Annotated in this window: 15 protein-coding genes; 5 read left to right on the top strand and 10 right to left on the bottom strand. The window is 73.0% G+C overall.

Features of this window, described 5'->3' with window-relative positions:
* The first annotated feature begins 167 nt into the window (after window positions 1-167).
* Together AB0N14_RS16845 and AB0N14_RS16840 are read left to right on the top strand one after the other, a co-directional pair.
* Window positions 168-1,679, top strand: coding sequence for a hypothetical protein (locus AB0N14_RS16845; protein WP_366026404.1), 1,512 nt, complete (start codon window positions 168-170; stop codon window positions 1,677-1,679).
* Window positions 1,676-2,653 carry a lysylphosphatidylglycerol synthase transmembrane domain-containing protein gene (locus AB0N14_RS16840; RefSeq protein ID WP_366026403.1) on the top strand — a complete coding sequence of 326 codons (978 nt, stop codon included), beginning with the start codon at window positions 1,676-1,678 and terminating at the stop codon, window positions 2,651-2,653. The genes AB0N14_RS16845 and AB0N14_RS16840 overlap by 4 nt, the downstream gene beginning before the upstream one ends.
* A gap of 54 nt (window positions 2,654-2,707) precedes the next feature.
* On the opposite strand, the gene AB0N14_RS16835 is transcribed toward AB0N14_RS16840, so the two are convergent.
* The 7 genes from AB0N14_RS16835 to AB0N14_RS16805 all read right to left on the bottom strand — a co-directional run bounded on the left by AB0N14_RS16835 (window position 2,708) and on the right by AB0N14_RS16805 (window position 8,101).
* Entirely contained in the window at window positions 2,708-3,361 is a 654-nt protein-coding gene (locus AB0N14_RS16835) for a phosphatase PAP2 family protein (RefSeq protein ID WP_366026402.1), read from the bottom strand.
* Complete coding sequence (locus AB0N14_RS16830) at window positions 3,358-4,023, bottom strand: DedA family protein (protein ID WP_366026401.1); 666 nt, start codon at window positions 4,021-4,023, stop codon at window positions 3,358-3,360. Before AB0N14_RS16830 ends, AB0N14_RS16835 begins: the two co-directional genes overlap by 4 nt.
* Window positions 4,024-4,140: 117 nt before the next feature.
* Window positions 4,141-4,560, bottom strand: coding sequence for a TOBE domain-containing protein (locus AB0N14_RS16825; RefSeq protein WP_366026400.1), 420 nt, complete (start codon window positions 4,558-4,560; stop codon window positions 4,141-4,143).
* Window positions 4,561-4,775: 215 nt separating this feature from the next.
* The gene (locus tag AB0N14_RS16820) at window positions 4,776-5,867 is read right to left on the bottom strand and encodes an ABC transporter ATP-binding protein (RefSeq protein WP_366026399.1); all 1,092 of its coding nucleotides are present in this window, start codon (window positions 5,865-5,867) and stop codon (window positions 4,776-4,778) included.
* Window positions 5,864-6,715 (bottom strand): molybdate ABC transporter permease subunit, encoded by an 852-nt coding sequence (gene modB, locus AB0N14_RS16815; protein ID WP_366026398.1) that lies wholly within the window; start codon window positions 6,713-6,715, stop codon window positions 5,864-5,866. Before modB ends, AB0N14_RS16820 begins: the two co-directional genes overlap by 4 nt.
* Window positions 6,712-7,530, bottom strand: a complete 819-nt coding sequence (gene modA / locus AB0N14_RS16810; RefSeq protein ID WP_366026397.1) for a molybdate ABC transporter substrate-binding protein — start codon at window positions 7,528-7,530, stop codon at window positions 6,712-6,714. The genes modB and modA overlap by 4 nt, the downstream gene beginning before the upstream one ends.
* Window positions 7,531-7,702: 172 nt before the next feature.
* A complete protein-coding gene (locus tag AB0N14_RS16805) occupies window positions 7,703-8,101 on the bottom strand; it encodes a helix-turn-helix transcriptional regulator (RefSeq protein WP_366026396.1) in 399 nt (132 codons plus the stop codon).
* A 119-nt stretch (window positions 8,102-8,220) separates the two neighbouring features.
* Between AB0N14_RS16805 and AB0N14_RS16800 the strand changes: the two genes are divergently transcribed.
* Window positions 8,221-8,808, top strand: a complete 588-nt coding sequence (locus tag AB0N14_RS16800) for a hypothetical protein (protein ID WP_366026395.1) — start codon at window positions 8,221-8,223, stop codon at window positions 8,806-8,808.
* Window positions 8,809-8,848: 40 nt separating this feature from the next.
* Window positions 8,849-9,616, top strand: coding sequence for a YcnI family protein (locus tag AB0N14_RS16795; RefSeq protein WP_366026394.1), 768 nt, complete (start codon window positions 8,849-8,851; stop codon window positions 9,614-9,616).
* Window positions 9,617-9,638: 22 nt separating this feature from the next.
* On the opposite strand, the gene AB0N14_RS16790 is transcribed toward AB0N14_RS16795, so the two are convergent.
* Entirely contained in the window at window positions 9,639-10,742 is a 1,104-nt protein-coding gene (locus AB0N14_RS16790) for a HoxN/HupN/NixA family nickel/cobalt transporter (RefSeq protein ID WP_366026393.1), read from the bottom strand.
* Window positions 10,743-11,166: 424 nt separating this feature from the next.
* On the opposite strand from AB0N14_RS16790, the gene AB0N14_RS16785 reads away from it, so the two are divergent.
* On the top strand, window positions 11,167-11,514 hold the full coding sequence (locus AB0N14_RS16785; protein ID WP_200418426.1) for a metalloregulator ArsR/SmtB family transcription factor: 348 nt from the start codon (window positions 11,167-11,169) through the stop codon (window positions 11,512-11,514).
* Between the two features lie 18 nt (window positions 11,515-11,532).
* Here the strand turns inward: AB0N14_RS16785 and AB0N14_RS16780 are convergent, their stop codons facing one another.
* Together AB0N14_RS16780 and AB0N14_RS16775 are read right to left on the bottom strand one after the other, a co-directional pair.
* Window positions 11,533-13,236, bottom strand: a complete 1,704-nt coding sequence (locus AB0N14_RS16780; protein ID WP_366026420.1) for a hypothetical protein — start codon at window positions 13,234-13,236, stop codon at window positions 11,533-11,535.
* Between the two features lie 188 nt (window positions 13,237-13,424).
* Window positions 13,425-17,447 (bottom strand): bifunctional nitrate reductase/sulfite reductase flavoprotein subunit alpha, encoded by a 4,023-nt coding sequence (locus AB0N14_RS16775; RefSeq protein WP_366026392.1) that lies wholly within the window; start codon window positions 17,445-17,447, stop codon window positions 13,425-13,427.
* Between the last annotated feature and the right edge of the window lie 203 nt (window positions 17,448-17,650).

Raw genomic sequence — 17,650 nt, 5'->3', positions numbered from 1 at the left:
AAGTCCGCCCACGGGCAGGCAGGGTGACCGCCGTTTTCGCGCTGCACCCCGTGGCCGCGCGCGTTAGCTTGTCCGTGTTTTACCTGCTTCTTTCCTGATTTCCATCGTCGACCCTACGGCTTGTAGGGTGTGATGCCCCTGCGGCCCGTAGGGGTGAGAGGTGGGTCATGGCCAACAGCTCGCGCACCACGCTCGCAGGCGTCCGCCGGCTCGCAGCGCCGTCGGTCGCCGGCATGTCGTGGCGGGACCGCGGCCAGGGCCTGATCGCAGCGGTCGCGGGCGCCTTCGCGCTGGCCCAGCTCGTCCTCGTACGGCCGGGCATGGGACTCGGCTGGGACGAGACGGTCTATGTCAGCCAGATCAGCGCCCACGCCCCCGCCGCGTACTTCAGCGCCCCCCGCGCGCGGGGCATATCCCTGCTGGTCGCCCCCGTCACCTGGTGGTCCTCCTCCACCGCACTGCTCAGGGTCTATCTGGCGGTGCTCTCCTCCGCCGCCCTGTTCGTCGCGCTGCGCGTCTGGCGGGGGCTGTTCCCGCCCCGCGTCCTCGCCCTCGGGGGCGCCCTGTTCGCTAGCCTGTGGGTGACCTTGTTCTACGGCCCGCAGGTCATGCCCAATTACTGGGTCGCGATCGGTGCGCTGGCCGGCATCGGCTGTTTCCTGCGCGCCCACGCCGACAGCACCGACAGGGCGGCCCTGTGGGGACTCGCCGCGGGCGCGGCGCTGATGACGTGGATGCGGCCCACCGACGGTGTCTGGATCACCGCGCCGCTGCTGGCCCTGGCGCTGTTCTTCCCCCGGTGGCGCCGACTGCGGCTGCTGCTGGCCCTGGTGGGCGGGCTCGTCGCCGGCGCGGCCGAGTGGATCATCGAGGCCTACGTCGACTACGGCGGCCTCACGCACCGCCTCGCCGAGGGCTCGCGGATACAGGGCGGCCTGGGCTGGAGCGTCGCCATAGGCGACCAGCTGCGCAGCCTCGGCGGGCGCGCCCTGTGCCGCCCGTGCGCGGGCCCACTGCCCAACCCGGCGGTGACCGCCTGGTGGTTCGTGCTGCCCCTGCTCGCCGTGCTCGCGGCGGCCGTCGCACTCCGGGCCCGCCGCCCGGCACCCCCTTCCCGCACCCTGGTGCCCCTGACGTGCGCGGCGACGGCGGCCTTCCCGTACCTCTTCCTCATCGGCTACGCTGCGCCCCGCTTCCTGCTCCCCTCCTACGCCCTGCTCGCGATCCCCGTCGCCGACGCGCTCCTGCACCTGGTCACCGGGCGGGACGGCCGGTGGCGCCCGGTCACCGCGACGCTGGTGGCGATCGGGCTCGCCGGGCACCTGGCGGTCCAGTTCGCGGTGCTGCACCGCACGGTGGCCCGCACCACCGCCGACCACCGCGGCTGGTCCCGCACCGCAGCCGAACTGCACCGGCTCGGGGTCCGTCCGCCCTGCCTGCTCACCGGGAACGAGGCCGTGCCCATCGCCTTCTACGCCGGCTGCGCCTCCGCGGCCACCAGCGGCCACAACGCCGACACCACCGCCGCGGGCATCGCGAGCACCGCCGGGCGCATCCCCGTCGCGTACCTGGGCACCCCCACCGGCCGCCCGCCGTCGTACACGCGCGGCTGGAAGGCGCACACCGTCGACGGGGTCCGCATCCTCGTCTCGCCGACGGCGAGGGGCGGACGCGGATGAGCCCTCCGACGGCCACCGAGGCGGCGCCGGACACCGAGGTGGCGGCGACCGCCCGGACCGGGGCCGGAATCCTGCGCCGCCGGGCCCACTGGCAGGCGGCTCTCACCCTCGCCGTGCTCGCCGCCGCGGCCCTGCTCGCCCTGCGCCACTGGCCGGTGATCGCGTCCGGCGCGGACCGGCTCACCGGCGCCGACCCGGGCTGGCTGGTGCTCGGGGCGACGGCCGCGACGGCGACCTGGGCGTGCTCGGCGCTCGCCCAGCAGGGCGCGGTGCCCGAGGCGCTGCCCGGCGGGCGGCTGGTGGCCGTGCAGTTCGCCGCGTCCGCCGCCAACCATCTGCTGCCCGCGGGCGTCGGCGCGGGCGCCGTCAACCTGCGCTTCCTGACCCGCTGCGGGCTGCCGGTGACCCGCTCGGCGACCGCGCTCGCGGTCAAGGCCACCGCCGGGGGCATGGCGCGCGGCGCGCTGATCGCCTTCCTCGCGCTCGCCGTGCCCGGGCTGCTGCGCCTGCCGCGCGCCTCCACGGTTCTGGTGGTGGCCGCCGTCCTGGTGGCCGCCGCGCTCGCGCTGCTGCTGATCGGGCCGGTGCGCCGTGCCGCCGGGGCCGTACTGGCGGACGTACGGGCCGTGCACCGGCTGCCCGGGCGGGCGCTGGCCCTGTGGGGCGGCTCGCTCGCCTTCGCGTCGCTGCACGCGCTGGTGGTGATCGCGGTGACCCGGTCCCTCGCCGTGCCGCTGCCGCCCGGGCGGGTGGCGCTGGCCTACTTCGTGGCGAGCAGCGCGGCGGTCCTGCTGCCGACCCCGGGCGGCATCGGCGGGCTGGACGCCGCCCTCGCCCTCGCCCTCTCGCTCAGCGGCGCACCCGGTTCAGCGGCGGCCTCCGTGGTCCTCGGCTACCGCCTGCTGACGGTCTGGCTGCCGCTGCTGCCGGGGCTGCTGGTGCTGGGCCTGCTGGTACGGCGCAGGGTGCTGTGACAGTGGTGCCCGCCGAGCGGCCGACGACGAAACCTGTGACGCACGGGCCCGGATCTACGTGGGAGTGGCCGTCCGCTCGGGGGCGGTGTCCCGGTCGGTCGCCGTGGACGCCACCAGCAGGGGACGCAGCCGCGTGGTCTCCAGGCGGTGGGCCAGGGCGTACGGACAGCGGCTCAGGGGGATCATCGTGAGCGACGCGACAAGGGCGCCGACCATGAACCCGGCCACCACGTCGTGCGGGTAGTGGGCGCCGACCCAGACCCGGGAGACCGCCATCGCCCCGGCCGCCACCAGAGCGACGTACCCGATCCGGCGCGAGACGAGGAACAGGGCGACCGCGGCCGCCGCGGCTATCACCGCGTGGTTGCTCGGGAACGACCAGTCGCCCGGCGCCGGACACGCCTCCAGCGTGACCACGTGCAGGCTCTGGCAGGGCCGGTCCTCGCGGACCAGCAGCTTCAGTACGGAGTTCACGGCGTAGGCCAGCACCACCAGCAGCGGCACCGCCAGGGCGAGCAGCGCGGCCCGGGAGCCGGTGCGGCGCGCCCGCCACCAGGCGAGGACCATCAGCACGGCGAACACCCCGAGCCCGTACGTCGACCAGGCGGAGATCAGCGCGTCCAGCCAGGAGGGGGTACGGCGGGCCAGGTCCACCACGTCCGTGTAGGCCCAGCCGTCGATCGGGGCACCGTCGAAGGCGTACGTCATCCGCGGACGCCCTCCTTCGCGGCCCGGCGGGAGCGCAGGACCTCCAGGGCGACCGGGATCAGGGAGACCACGACGATCACCGCGACCATCGGCAGCAGGTACTTGTCGACGTTCGGCACCGACGAGCCGAGCGCGTACCCGGCGAGGGTGAGGCCGAGGCTCCAGAGGAGGCCGCCGACCACCTGCCAGACGGTGAAGGTCCGCACCGGCACCTGCAGCGCGCCCGCCATCGGGTTCAGCACCGTGCGCACCACGGGGACGAAGCGGGCCAGGACGATCGCCTTCGCGTGTCCGTACCGATCCAGGAGCTCCTCGGCGCGGCGCGCGCCCTCGTGCAGGCGGGCCGAGCGGCTGCGGGCCAGCAGCGCGCCGCCCGCCTTGCGGCCGAGCAGATAACCGCACTGCGACCCGGCGAGCGCGCCCACGGCCGCGGCGACCAGCAGCGCGGGCAGCGACAGTTTCACCCCCTGCTGCCCGGAGCCGGTGCACAGCAGGCCCGCCGTGAACAGCAGGGAGTCCCCGGGCAGGAAGAATCCGATCAGCAGGCCGGTCTCCGCGAACATCACCACACCCACGCCCAGCACCCCGAAAGCGGCGAGCAGTGACTGGGCGTCCAGCACGTTCACCGCTAGTTGTGATCCCAGGAACAAGGAGGTGGCCATCGTCGCGAGCCCTTCCGGTGCGGAGACCGGGCGCGACGCGGCGCCACCCGGCGGCTGACTACATTCGTGTAGACGTCTACGGAACTGTAGACGATGATCGGGTGGCGAACGTTCCCTTCAGGGTGTCGCGAGTGAGATCTCCGTGGACTTGATCAGCGCGACGACCGAGGAGCCGGACAGGAGACCGAGGTCCTCCGCGGCGTCCCTGGTGATCGCGGCCGTGAGCGTCCCGCCCACGATCGTGACCTTCACCGACGCCATGGCATCGCCCGTGGTGACGCGGTCGACGGTACCGGGCAGTTGGTTCCGGATGGAAACCCCCTCCACCGCCGCGGTGGCCAGCGCCACTTCCGTGGACTTGACCAGGGCGTACACGGAGGCGCCCGGAGCGAGGTCCAGCTCGTTCACGGCCTCCGCGGTGACCGCCGCCGTGACGTCCTGCCCCCCGTTCAACCTGACCTTGACGGCCGCCATGACCTCGCCCGGCGTGACGGACGTGACGGTGCCGGGAATCTGGTTGCGGATGCTCAGGTTCATGGGCGGCCCTCGCGGAATGTGGGGAATGGCTGATGGTGTCCTGGCCGGTCCCACGGTAGCGGGATGCGCGGGCCGTCTCCGGACGGCGCGTCAGGCCGGACACGTCTCAGGCCGGATACGCCTGGTCCGGGCCTGAGGCCGGATACGCCTGGTCCGGGCCTGAGGCCGGATACGCCTGGTCCGCGCCTGAGGCCGGATACGTCTCGAGCCGCGCCTCAGGCCGGATAGGCGTGCGTCTGTGCCGCCTTGACCGTGGCCCACACCGTGGCGCCCGGATGCAGGCCGAGTTCGGCGGCGGCGACGGTGGTCAGGTCCGCGGCCAGGGGCAGCTCACCGGTGAGGTCGGCGCGGATCTGGTCGCCGTGCGTCTGGAGCGCCGCCACCTCGCAGCGCCACAGGTTGCGCGCGCTGGTGCCGTCGGGCCGGTCCCGGTAGAGGGTCACGGCACTCGGCCGGAACACCACGAAGACGGGTCCGGACAGGTCCTCCGAAGTGGTGATCGAGCAGCCGGCGCCGAGCCGTACCGTGTGTCCCTGCGCCGTCCCCCGGTACAGGTTGAGCCCGACGAGCTGGGCGATGTAGTCGGTGCGCGGACGGCGGGCGATGTCGGAGGGGGTGCCCTCCTGGACGACCCGGCCGTGCTCCACGACCACCAGCCGGTCGGCCAGGACCATCGCGTCCAGCGGATCGTGGGTGACCAGCACGGCCACCGCCTCGAACTCGTCCAGATGGCGGCGGAGCCCGCCCCGCACCTCCAGCCTGGTGCGGGCGTCGAGCGCGGCGAGCGGTTCGTCGAGCAGCAGCAGCCGGGGCCGGGTGGCGAGCGCCCGGGCGAGCGCGACGCGCTGGGCCTGGCCGCCGGAGAGCCGGCGCGGCTTGGCGCCCGCGTGCTCGGTGAGCCCCATGCGCTCCAGCCACCCTGCGGCGACCGCCCGCGCCTCGGCCTTGGACGCGCCCCGGCAGCGCGGGCCGAAGGCCACGTTGTCCAGCGCCGACAGGTGCGGGAAGAGCAGGTAGTCCTGGAAGACGACACCGACGGGGCGCCCTTCGGGCGGAGTGCGCTCCAGCGCGGCCCCGTCGAGCCGCAGATGACCTCCGGAGAGCGGGACCAGTCCGGCCAGCGCGCGCAGGGCGGTGGTCTTCCCGGCGCCGTTGGGCCCGAGCAGCGCGACCACCTCCCCGGGAGCGGCGGCCAGCGCCACGTCGAGCCGGAAGGAACCGCGCTCGACGACGATCCGCGCGTCGAGGCCGTCGGCGCGCACGCCCGTGGCGGTGCCGCGGGGGGTGGCCCGGTCGGTGTGGGTCATGACGCCGTCATCCAGCGGTCCCGCAGCCCCGCCAGGACCGCGATCGACACCGCGAGGAGCGCCAGGCTCAGCGCGATCGCCGCGGCCGGATCGTTCTGCAGGGCCAGGTAGACGGCCAGCGGCATGGTCTGCGTGCGGCCCGGGAAGTTGCCCGCGAAGGTGATCGTCGCCCCGAACTCGCCGAGCGCCCGCGCCCACGCCAGCACCGCGCCGGCCGCGACACCCGGCGCGATCAGCGGCAGCGTCACCCGGCGGAACGCGGTGAAGCGGGACGCGCCGAGTGTCGTCGCGGCCTCCTCGTAGCGCGGATCGGCGGCCCGCAGCGTGCCCTCGACGCTGATCACCAGGAACGGCATCGCCACGAACGCCTCGGCGACCACCACACCGGCCGTCGTGAACGGCAGCGTGATCCCGAACCAGGAGTCCAGCCACCGCCCCACCACACCGTTGCGGCCGAGCGCCAGCAGCAGGGCCACACCGCCCACCACCGGCGGCAGCACCAGCGGCAGGGTCACCAGGGCCCGCACGAATCCCCGGCCCGGGAAGTCCGTACGGGCCAGGAGCCAGGCCAGCGGCACCCCGAGGACCAGGCTCACGGCGGTCGCCGCGGTGGCGCTCACCAGGGACAGCCGCAACGCCTGCCACACCTCCGCGCTGGTCAACTGGTCCGGCAGGGTGTGCCAGGGGGCCCGCACGAGCAGCGCCACCAGCGGCAGCAGCAGGAACGCCAGGCCCACGAGCGCGGGCAGCAGCAGCGGCAGCGGAACACCGGGCCGGGGGACACGTCCGCGCCGCGGTCCGCCCACCAGGGTGTCGGCCGCGGCGTCGGTCGCGTCGATACGGGTCACGGCTGCAGGAACCCGGCCTCGGCCAGCACCTTGCGGCCCTCGGCGGAGGTCACCAGCGCGATGAACGCCTTCGCCGTCTCGGGGTTGGGCGCGTCCTTCAGCGGGGCGATCGGGTAGTCGTTGACGGCCTCGGCCGACTCGGGGAACTCCACGCCCCGCACCTTGTCACCCGCCGCCTTCACATCGGTCCGGTAGACGACCGCCGCGTCGGCCTCCTTCAACTCCACCTTGGTCAGGGCGCTCTTGACGTCCTGCTCGTAGGACACCGGCGTCAGCTTCAGACCGCTCGCGGCCAGTGCCTTCTGTGCGGCGGCCCCGCACGGCACTGTCTTGTCGCACAGGACGACCTTCAGGCCGGACCCGGTGAGGTCCTTCAGGGAGGAGACCTTGTCCGGGTTGCCCGGCAGGGTGGCGATCTCCAGCTGGTTGCGCGCGAAGGTCACCGGGGCGGCGGTGGTGTCCCTCTTGTCCGACACGATCGCCATCGTCTTGGGGCTGGCCGCGGCGAAGACGTCCGCCGGGGCGCCGCCCGTGATGCTCGCGGCGAGGGTGTCGCTGCCGCCGAAGTTGAAGGACACCTTCGTGCCGGGGTGCTCCTTCTCGAACTGCTTGCCCAGGGTCGTGAAGCTCTCCTTGAGGGAGGCGGCGGCGAAGACGGTGACCGTGCCGGACGGCTTCGGCGACGGGGCCGCGGCGGACTCCGCCGTCTTCGGGGAGCCCGATGAGGAGGAGCAGGCGCTCAGGGCCAGCAGCGCGGCGGCCCCCGCACCGGCCACCTGCACCATCCGACGGGGCCGGCGCGCGGAACGGGTCATCACGGGTCCACTCCCTCTGCTGGTCCAGGAGGGAGCAGGGACACCCTCCGATAGGCCGATCATACTGGCGCAGGTGCGACCCGTAAGCGTTCCGTCGCATCGCACAAGCTGCGCTCCCGGGCAATGAGAGTGCGCATGTGCGTTCGTACGGAGGTGTCGTCGGGCGACGGTCTCAGGCCGTGTCGATATGGACGTTCGTCGACTTCACCCGGGCCGTGGCCTCCATGCCGACCTCCAGGCCCAGCTCCTCCACGGCCTCCCGGGTCAGCAGGGACACCAGGCGGTGCGGGCCCGCCTGGATCTCCACCTGGGCGGCCACGTCACCCAGCTTCACGGCGGTGACGATCCCTGGGAAGGCGTTGCGGACCGAGGTGTACGAGGGGGCGTCCTCCTCGTCGGCGCCGCCGCGCGCCAGCTCCACCGAGAACGCGGCCAGGTGCCTGCCGTCGATGACCCGCCGTCCGCTCTCGTCGCGCCGGGTCGCCATCCGCCCCGCGTCCGCCCACCGCCGCGCGGTGTCCGGGCTCACCCCGAGCAGCCGGGCGGCCTGGCCGATTGTGTAGGACTGCATGCGCGCCACGATAGGCGCCCGCGCCATCCCCTCCGCAACGCGCCCCCGCGCCGCCGCGGCACGCCGGATCTGCGGAAACGGACATGATCGCGGGTGTCCGCGTGGCAGGATCCCACCCCATGGACGTGTCCTGGACGGTGCGGAGCCTGCGCGCGGCGGTGTTCGCCGTCGTGTGCGTGCTGCTCGCCGTCGGCGGACACACGCTGGCCACCGGCGCGATGCCGCCGGTGTGGGCGGACGCGGCGGGGTTCCTGCCCGTGTTCGCCGCCGGCGCGGCGCTCGCCGGGCGTGAGCGCTCGCTGCCCGGCATCGCCCTCGCGATGCTCCTCGTCCAGGGCGGGCTCCATCTCGCCTTCGACGCGGCCGGGCCGGCACAGATGCCGATGGGCATGCCGGGCATGGCGCGCGACATGCCCATGGCCGCCCCGGCGCACGCCATGACCTCGCACGCCGTCGCCGCGCACCTGGCCGCCGCCCTGCTGGCCTCCTGGTGCCTGCGGCGCGGCGAGGCCGCCCTGTGGTCGCTGCTGCGCAAGGCCGCCGCCTTCGTCCCGCGCCTCGCCGTCCGGTGGCGTACGGCACCGCTGCCCGCGTACGTCAGGCCGCCGCGCCCCTACGCCCGCCGACCCCGGCTCCCCGGACAGGCGCTGCTCCGCCACGCCCTCCACCGGCGCGGCCCGCCCCCGGCAGTCCCGTACACCGTCTGAACCCCCCAACCCCCGGCACCAGTACGGAGCTTGCCCACCCATGTCCCCGATGCGTACCACCCTGCGCCGCGCCACCACCGTCGCCGCACTCGCCGCCGCCGGTGTCCTCACCGCGGCCGGCGCGGCCTTCGCCCATGTCACCGTCCACCCCGAGAGCTACGCCAAGGGCGCCACCGACGGTGTGCTGACCTTCCGGGTGCCCAACGAGGAGGACACCGCCGCGACCACCAAGGTGCAGGTCTTCCTGCCCACCGACCACCCGATCCTGGGCGTGCTGGTCAGCCCGCAGGACGGCTGGACGGCGCAGGTGACCACCACCAAGCTCAAGACCCCGGTCAAGACGGACGACGGCACCATCACCGACGCGGTCTCCCAGATCACCTGGACCGGCGGCCGCATCCGGCACGGCCAGTACCAGGACTTCAACGTCGCCTTCGGTCAACTTCCGGAGAACGCCGACCAGCTGACGTTCAAGACGCTGCAGACCTACTCCGACGGAAATGTCGTCCGCTGGATCGAGGAGGCCCAGAAGGGGCAGGACGAGCCGGAGAACCCGGCGCCGGTGCTCCAGCTGACCGCCAAGGGCACGGCGGAGGGCGGCGGTTCCACCGCGGCACCCGCGGGCACCGAGGAGAAGCCGAGTGCCGCCACGACGAAGGCCGCGGCCACCAGTGACTCCACCGCCCGCGGGCTCGGCATCGCCGGTCTGGTCGTCGGCGTGCTCGGGCTGGCCGCCGCGGGCTTCGCCCTCACCCGCGGCCGCACCGCCGGGTCCCCCGGCACCTCTCGCACGCCCTCGTCCGAGTGACCGGCCCCCCGCCCCGCCGGCGTCACCTGCCGTCGGCGGGGCGGGGAGCCCAGCGCTCCTCGACCTTCGCCAGCCGCCAGTACGTGAGGGCCGCCGCCCACACCACCACGAACAGCCCGACGATGACGAAGCCCACGTTGTCGAGGTCGAGCCCGGCGATCCAGCCCGTCACCGCGTCCCGCAGGTCCAGCTTGTCGTGCAGCACTCCGACCAGCTCGATCGTGCCGATCAGGAAGGCCACCGCGATCGACAGCCCGGTGATGGTGAGGTTGTAGAACACCTTGCGCACCGGGTTCGAGAAGGCCCACTGGTAGGCGAAGTTCATGAACGTGCCGTCGAGGGTGTCGAACAGGCTCATCCCGGCCGCGAACAGCAGCGGCAGGCACAGGATCGCGTACCAGGGCAGCCCGGCCGCCGCCCCGCTGCCCGCCATCACCATCAGCGTGACCTCGGTCGCGGTGTCGAAGCCCAGGCCGAACAGGAAGCCGAGCGGGAACATCTGCCCGGGGCGGCTGATGGACCTGGTGAAGCGACCGAGGATCCGGTTCATGAACCCCCGGGAATCCAGGTGGGCTTCCAGCTCCTGCTCGTCGTACGTCCCCGCCCGCATCGCCCGGAACACCCGCAGGATGCCCATCAGCGCCACCAGGTTGAGGGCCGCGATGAGAAAGAGGAACGAGCCGGAGATCGTCGTGCCCAGCACGCCGAGCACCTGGTGCGTACGGGAGTTCTCGTCCATCAGCCGCCCGGCCAGCTGGGTGCCCCCGGCGATCAGCGCGGCGAGCACCACCACCACGCTGGAGTGCCCGAGTGCGAACCAGAACCCCACCGACACCGGACGCTTGCCGTCCGCCATCAGCTTGCGGGTGGTGTTGTCGATGGCCGCGATGTGGTCGGCGTCGAAGGCGTGCCGCATGCCCAGCGTGTACGCGGTGACGCCGAGCCCGATGCCGAACGCCTTGGAGCCCATCTCGTAGTGCTCGGGCACCACCAGAAGGAACAGCACGCCGAACGCGGCCACGTGCAGGGCGGCGATCACCGCCAGCAGCCCGGCGGTCCGCAGGGTGTCCTCGCGCCGCCAACGGAAGGAGGCGGCCTCGGGCAGGGCAGGGTCGGTCAGGGTCATACGGTCACGCTCCAGCACCTCGTGGATCACTTCGTGAGATGCCGTGGCCGGTCTCCTGGCTGACGGATCAACGCGCCCGCCCCTGCCTTCCCGGCCGGCGGGGCCGGGGAGGTACGAGCACGCCCCCACGCCTCCCGGCATGCCGATAGCACGCACCGGACGACGCGGGAACGCACCCGTACCTCCCCGGCCCCGCCACAACCAGTGGCGCCACCCGCTGGAGGCGGGCGGCACGGGACGGGAACTCCCCGATCACAGTGGCGAGGGCCGCTCCGGCCTGAGTCCCTGGGGACTTTCACCGGTCTTCCCGAACACCACGGCCCGGCCACCTTAGGGCGGGGGCGGCGACGCCTGCAAGACTGCACAGTTGCGCAGGTATCCGTAGGTATCGAAGATCACACAGGGCACCTGGGAGAATGTGCGCATGCATCTCGTCCCCGCCGACCGCGCCGGCAGGCGCACCATCGACGGCCACCGGGTCTGCGAGGCCATCGAGGCCATCGGCGCCCCCGAGGCCGTACGCACCTGGGCCGACCGCTTCTCGCTGCTGGCCGACCCCGGCCGGCTCGCCCTGCTGCTGGCCCTGCACCGGGCCGGGCCGCTCGCCGTCTCCGACCTGGCTGTGGCGACGGGCATGAACGACCCGGCCGTCTCGCAGGCGCTGCGGCTGCTGCGGACGGCCGAGGTGGTGGCGGGTGAGAAGGAGGGGCGGATCGTCCGCTACCGGGTGATCGATCCTGTGGTGAACGAACTGCTCAAACAGGTGACTTGACGGTGATCTGACGATGCGTCACTTCTTGTGCGGAGCCGGGACCTTCTGCGCTGGCAGGTGGATGTCCTGGCTCGACAGCGTCATCGGCGACGCGGTGAAGGCCCGCAGCCGGATGCGGGTGCCCTTCTTGGGCACCGCGAAGCCCTTGCCCGGCGCCTGGATCCGGTACGTCGCCTCCGCGTGGGCGCCGACGGCCGACGGGCCCTGGAGCACCTTCCAATAGCGGCTGATGCCCTGGCCGGTGGTCACCGCGAAGTGGGGCTCGACGGCGGAGTCGCCGGTGTTGTTCACACGGACGGTGAGCGTCTTGACGGTCTGAGGGGTCGTCCGGGTCGAGCCGACGGCCTGCATCCGCAACGGCGGCTTACCGGTCGCCGCCACCGTCGCGGCCACCAGCGCCGGCGCCACCAGGGCCCCGGCCAGCACCGTGCGGGCCGTCCGCCGGCCGTGCAGCAGCCGGGGCTGCCAGGCGGTGGCGAACGCGGAGGGCGGCACGGTGACCGCGGCCGCCAGCCACAGCGGCGTCATCATCAGGTAGTAGCCGTCCTGCGAACGGGTCGCCAGGAAGAACGCGCACCAGGGAAGCACGGTCGCCGCCGGACCCAGCCGGCGCACGAACAGCACGAACAGAGCCAGCAGACCCGCCGCCAGCAGCATGCTCGCGTGCGAGTACCAGGACAGGCGGTCGCTTCCGTCGGTGTAGTACAGGGAGATGCCGACCAGGCCCTGGCCGTGGATGATCGCGCCCTGGGTGAGCGGCAGCGCGATGCCCTCGATCCACGTGCGCGGCTCGGTCACGATGAAGTAGGCGTTGATCAGCAGCCACGTTCCGGCTGCGATGCCCACCATCCGCCCCAGGGCGCGCGCCGCCTCACGCGCCCCCAGCTCGCCGCGCCGCAACGCGTAGACGCCGGCGAGCAGGAACGGCGTCAGGAACCACGGCAGCTGCTGGCTGGCGCAGGCCGCGCCCAGGCAGGCCGCCCGCGCCCAGTCGGCCGGGCCGCCCGTGCCCATCCGCGTCCAGCGCACCACCACCGGGATCAGGAACGCCAGCGCGACGATCGCCGGGTAGCCGAGCCGGGCGTACATCGGGATCATGCCGAAGCCCAGGCAGACCATGGTGGCCGCCGAGCGCCACGGCGTCGGCAGCATCTTCCACATGACGATCGTGCCGAGCACGATCGCGGTGGTGGGGACCAGGACCTCGGGGAGCGCGCCGTGGCCCATCCACAGCAGCGGCGCGGTGAGGATCGCGGTCAACGGCGGATAGCCGTAGGTGAAGTCGTAGCCGCCGTCCACCGTCTGGGTGTAGGCGACGGTGCTGTGGTGCCCGAACAGCCAGGGCCAAGCCTGCCCGTACACCGGGTTGCCGTGCAGTAGTTCGCGCGCGGCCTGGATGGTGAGGATCGACTCGTCGCTGTAGTCGTGCAGCGCGCCGGCCGCGCAGTAGACGAGCGTGATCGCCGTCACCAGGACCACGACATCCAGGCGCGCCAGCGAGCGGCTGCGCCGCACCACCAGCGTCAGGACGCCCGTCACCAGGATCGACGCGTAGCAGACGGAGATCACCGCGGCGATCGGCGGCTGATGGCTGGCGGCGCTGTTCCACACGTTGCGCGTGCCGATCAACAGGCTGATGTTGGCGAGCAACGTGAGAACGCGGTGCCACTGTGCGGGAGCCCCGTCCGGCTCGTCCTCGCCCCGTGCCACCAGCGGGAGCACCCAGCGGGCGCTTGTCGACGGCTTCACTTCTGCCACATGCACGGAAGGACGCTAGGAGGAGATCATGAACGCCGAGCGCCCGGAGGTGAAGAGCCCGGTAGCAGCGAGGTGAAGAGAGTTCGTACGGGGGGTTGCGCCGACGGTTGCCCTCTGCCTGTCGGCCGCCGTGGAGGCACGCGCGCACCGCCTCAGTAGACGTCCCGCACATACCGCTTCTCCGCCGCGAGCTGCTTCACGTACGCGGCCGCCTCCGCCTCGCTCAGGCCGCCGTGCAGGACGGCGATGTCCCGCAGCGCCCGGTCGACGTCCCTGGCCATGCGAGAGGCGTCCCCGCAGACGTAGAAGCGGGCGCCGTCCCGGAGCCAGTGCCACAGCTCGGGACCGTGCTCGCGCATCCGGTCCTGGACGTAGACCTTGGCGCGCTGATCGCGGGAGAAGGCGGTGTCGAGACGCGTGAGCACGCCGTCCACCCGCAGCTTCGTCAGCTCCTCCTCGTAGTAGTAGTCGGTGGCGCGGTGCTGCTCGCCGAAGAACAGCCAGTTCGGAGCGGTGTGCCCGAGTTCGCGGCGTTCCTGGAGGAAACCGATGAAGGGGGCGACACCGGTGCCGGGCCCGACCATCACCATCGGGGTCGAGCCGTCCGCCGGCGGCCGGAAGTGGGGCGAGCGCTGGACGAAGACCGGCACCGGCGCATCGGGCTCCGCGTCGGCGAGGAAGCCGCCGCACACCCCGGCGCGGGGCCGCCCGCGCAGACTCTCGTAGCGCACCACGGACACGGTCAGCGACACCCGGTGGGGGTCGACGAGCGGGCTGGAGGAGATCGAGTACAGCCGCGGCTGCAACCGCTTGAGCACTCCTGCCCATTCCTCGGCCGACGCCCGCACCGCGTACTCGGCCGCCACGTCGACGGCCTGCCGGCCCCAGCACCAGCGCGCCAGGCCGTCCTTGTTGTCCGGGCGCAGCAGTTGCCGCAGCTCCCGGTCGTCGCGGGTGCGTTCGGCGACGAAGCGCAGCAGGTCCGGGGTGATCCGGGTGATGTCGAGATGCCTGAGCAGGGCTTCGGCGAAGGGCACCTCGCCGGCTCCCGCGAGCTCGACGGCGGCGGCGCGGTCGATGCCCGTCACGTCCAGCCATTCCTCCACGAGCGCGGGGGAGTTGACGGGGCGCACACCGAGCGCGTCCCCGGTCTCGTACGTGAGACCGGTCCCGCTGGTGTCGAAGGTGAACCGGCGCACCTCCTTGCCCGCTCCGGGCAGGCTGAGCAGCCGGTTGCCGACGAGGCGGGCGGTCGCCGGTGCGGGTTTGCCCGGCTTCGGCCGCGCGGGGGCCGCCGCCGGGGCGCCGCCGAGCGCGGCGAGGACCGACTCGAGCCAGGCGTCCGCGGACGGCACGTAGTCGGGTTCGCAGTCGGTGCGCGGCGCGAGGCGCACTCCGCCCAGCTCCTGCAGGCGCGCGTCGAGACGGCGCCCGTGTCCGCAGAAGTCGTCGTACGACGAGTCGCCGAAGGCCAGCACGGCAAAGCGGACACCGTCGAGGCGCGGAGCCTCGTGACCGGAGAGGGCGTCCCAGAAACCGGAGCCGTTGTCGGGCGCGTCGCCGTCGCCGAAGGTACTCGTGATCAGCAACAGATCGGAATCGCGCGCGAGTTGGCCCACGTCGGCCTCGTCCATGCCGACCAGGGTGGCCCGGTGTCCGGTCGCGGAGAGCCGCTGGGCGGTTGCCGTGGCGAACTCCTCCGCGTTCCCGGTCTGCGAGGCCCACAGCACGACGACCTCACGGCCGGCCGGCTCCCGCTCCTCGGGCGCGCTGCCGGCCCGGGAGTACATGCCGGCGAGGACGCCGTTGACCCACAGGGCGTGCTCCGGGGCGAAGGGCGCGTCCGGCGGCAGCACGGGTACCCCGGGGGCGCCGGAACCGAGGCCCGCGAGGAAGCCGGTGAGGTACTGGCGCTCCTGGGCGCTCAGGACCGGCGGAGGGGCGGGGGTGAGGCCGAAGGGGTCGGCGGCGGTCGGGGCGACGGGCACCGGGACCCGCGTGACCGCCGGGACGGGGGCCGCTGGAGGGCTCGCCGGCTCGGCCACCTTCGCCAGTGCCACCGCGCACACCTTGAACTCCGGCTGGAAGGAGACCGGGTCGAGCGCGTCACTTGTCACCGCGTTGACGCTCAGATACTCGCCGAACAGGTCGTTCCAGTGGAACGGGGCGAAACAGCACCCGGGCCGCACCCGGTCGGTCACCACCGCCGGCAGCACGGCCCGCCCGCGCCGCGAGGCCACCTCCACCCGGTCGCCGTCCGCGATCCCGAGCGCTGCCGCGTCCTCGGGGTGCACCTCCACGAAGGGCCCCGGGTTGAGCTTGTTGAGCTTCTCGACCTTCCCCGTCTTGGTCAGCGTGTGCCACTGGTGCTGCACCCGCCCGGTGTTCAGCAGGAACGGGAAGTCGTCGTCCGGCAGTTCGGCGGGCGGCAGGTGGGGCCGCGCGTGGAACACCGCCCGGCCGCTCGGAGTGGGAAACGCCAGCCCGCCGTCGACGTACCGGATCGGATTGCGCGCCGGACCGTCCTCCCGGGCGGCCGGCCACTGCACGGGCCCGGTCCGCAGCCGGTCGTAGGTCACCCCGCGCAGGTCCCAGCCCGTCTTCGGGTTCCAGGCGCGCTTGATCTCCTCGAAGACCTCCTCGGCGCTGTCGTAGGAGAAGCCCTCCGCGTACCCCATCTCGCGCGCCACCGCCGCGATCAGCCGCCAGTCGGCCGTCGCCTCGCCCGGCGGGTCCAGCGCGGGCCGGGCCAGGGTGAGCCCGCGCTCGCTGTTGACGAGGACGCCCTCTGCCTCGGCCCACAGCGCGCCGGGCAGGACCACGTCGGCGTAGGCGTTGGTCTCGGTCTCGGCGAAGACGTCCTGGGCGACGACGAACTCGGCGGCTTCCAGGCCCTCGATGACCGTCTTCCGGTTGGCCACGGAGGCCACGGGGTTGGTGCACATGATCCAGCAGGCCCTGATATCGCCGTCCGCCATCTTCTGGAACATCTCGACGGTTCCGCGCCCCACCCCGTCCGCACGCAACGCGCCCGGCTGGAGCCCCCACAGCTCCTCGACGAACGCCCGCTCCTCCTCCACGAGCATCGACCGCTGACCCGGCAGCCCCGGCCCCATGTAGCCCATCTCGCGGCCGCCCATGGCGTTGGGCTGCCCGGTCAAGGAGAAAGGGCCGCTGCCCGGACGGCAGATCGCGCCGGTCGCGAGGTGCAGGTTGACGAGCGCGTTGGTGTTCCAGGTTCCGTGCGTGGACTGGTTGAGCCCCATGGTCCAGCAGCTCGTCCACTCCTTCGCCTCGCCGATGAGCCGGGCCGCCCGACGGATGTCCTCCTCGGTCAGACCGGTGCTCCCGGCGACCGCGGTGGGCGTGTAGTCGGCGAGGAAGGCGGGCATCGCCTCCCAGCCCTCGGTGTGCCGGGCGATGAAGCCCTCGTCCGTGTGCCCGTTCTCGTGCAGCAGGTGCAGCAGCCCGTTCAGCAGGGCGAGGTCGGTGCCGGGGCGTATCTGCAGGAAGAGGTCCGCCTTCGCGGCGGTCGCGGTGCGCCGGGGGTCGACGACGATCAGCTTGGCGCCCGCCCTGACCCGGTCCATCAGACGCAGGAACAGGATCGGATGGCAGTCGGCCATGTTCGAGCCGATGACCAGGAAGACATCCGCCTCGTCCAGGTCGTCGTACGATCCCGGCGGCCCGTCGGCGCCCAGCGACAGCTTGTAGCCGGCGCCCGCGCTCGCCATGCACAGCCGCGAGTTCGACTCGATCTGGTTGGTCCGCACGAAGCCCTTGGCCAGTTTGTTGGCGAGGTACTGCGCCTCGAGGCTCAGCTGGCCCGACACATAGAACGCGACGGCGTCCGGACCGTGCTCGTCGACGATCTCCCGCAGTCGGCGGGCGGTCTCGCGCACGGCCGCGTCCACGGGAGCGGGCACCGGCTCCGCGCCCCGGTCGTCGCGCACCAGCGCCGTGGTCAGCCGCCCGGGCGCGGCCAGCATGTCCGCGGTGGTGGCGCCCTTGGTGCACAACCGGCCGCGGTTGGCCGGGTGCTCCTTGTCGCCGGACGCCTTGACGACACGACGGCGGCCATCGGGACCGGTCGCGACGTCGAGCACGATCCCGCAGCCGACGCCGCAGTACGAGCAGACGGTCCGTATCTGCTGCGTTCCGGGGCTCGTGGTCATATCGACGACCGTACGAATTGCCCGTTACGCGGATGTCACGCGCCGCGATCTTGAGCCGTTACACGCGCTGCACACCGGGCACGGGGCCGGTGTGAGGCGACGCCGGCGTGGTACTGGAGGGGCGCCGTCCGGCCCGGGTGACCGAAGGGAGTGTCGCGGTCCGTGTCGCTGTTGGGCCGAACGGGTGACCATGCGCAAGAATT

The sequence above is a fragment of the Streptomyces sp. NPDC051104 genome (genome assembly GCF_040682835.1).
Classification (GTDB): domain Bacteria; phylum Actinomycetota; class Actinomycetes; order Streptomycetales; family Streptomycetaceae; genus Streptomyces; species Streptomyces cynarae.
The sequence above is the reverse complement of the archived record's forward strand: the minus strand, read 5'-3'. Positions and strand labels throughout refer to the sequence as shown.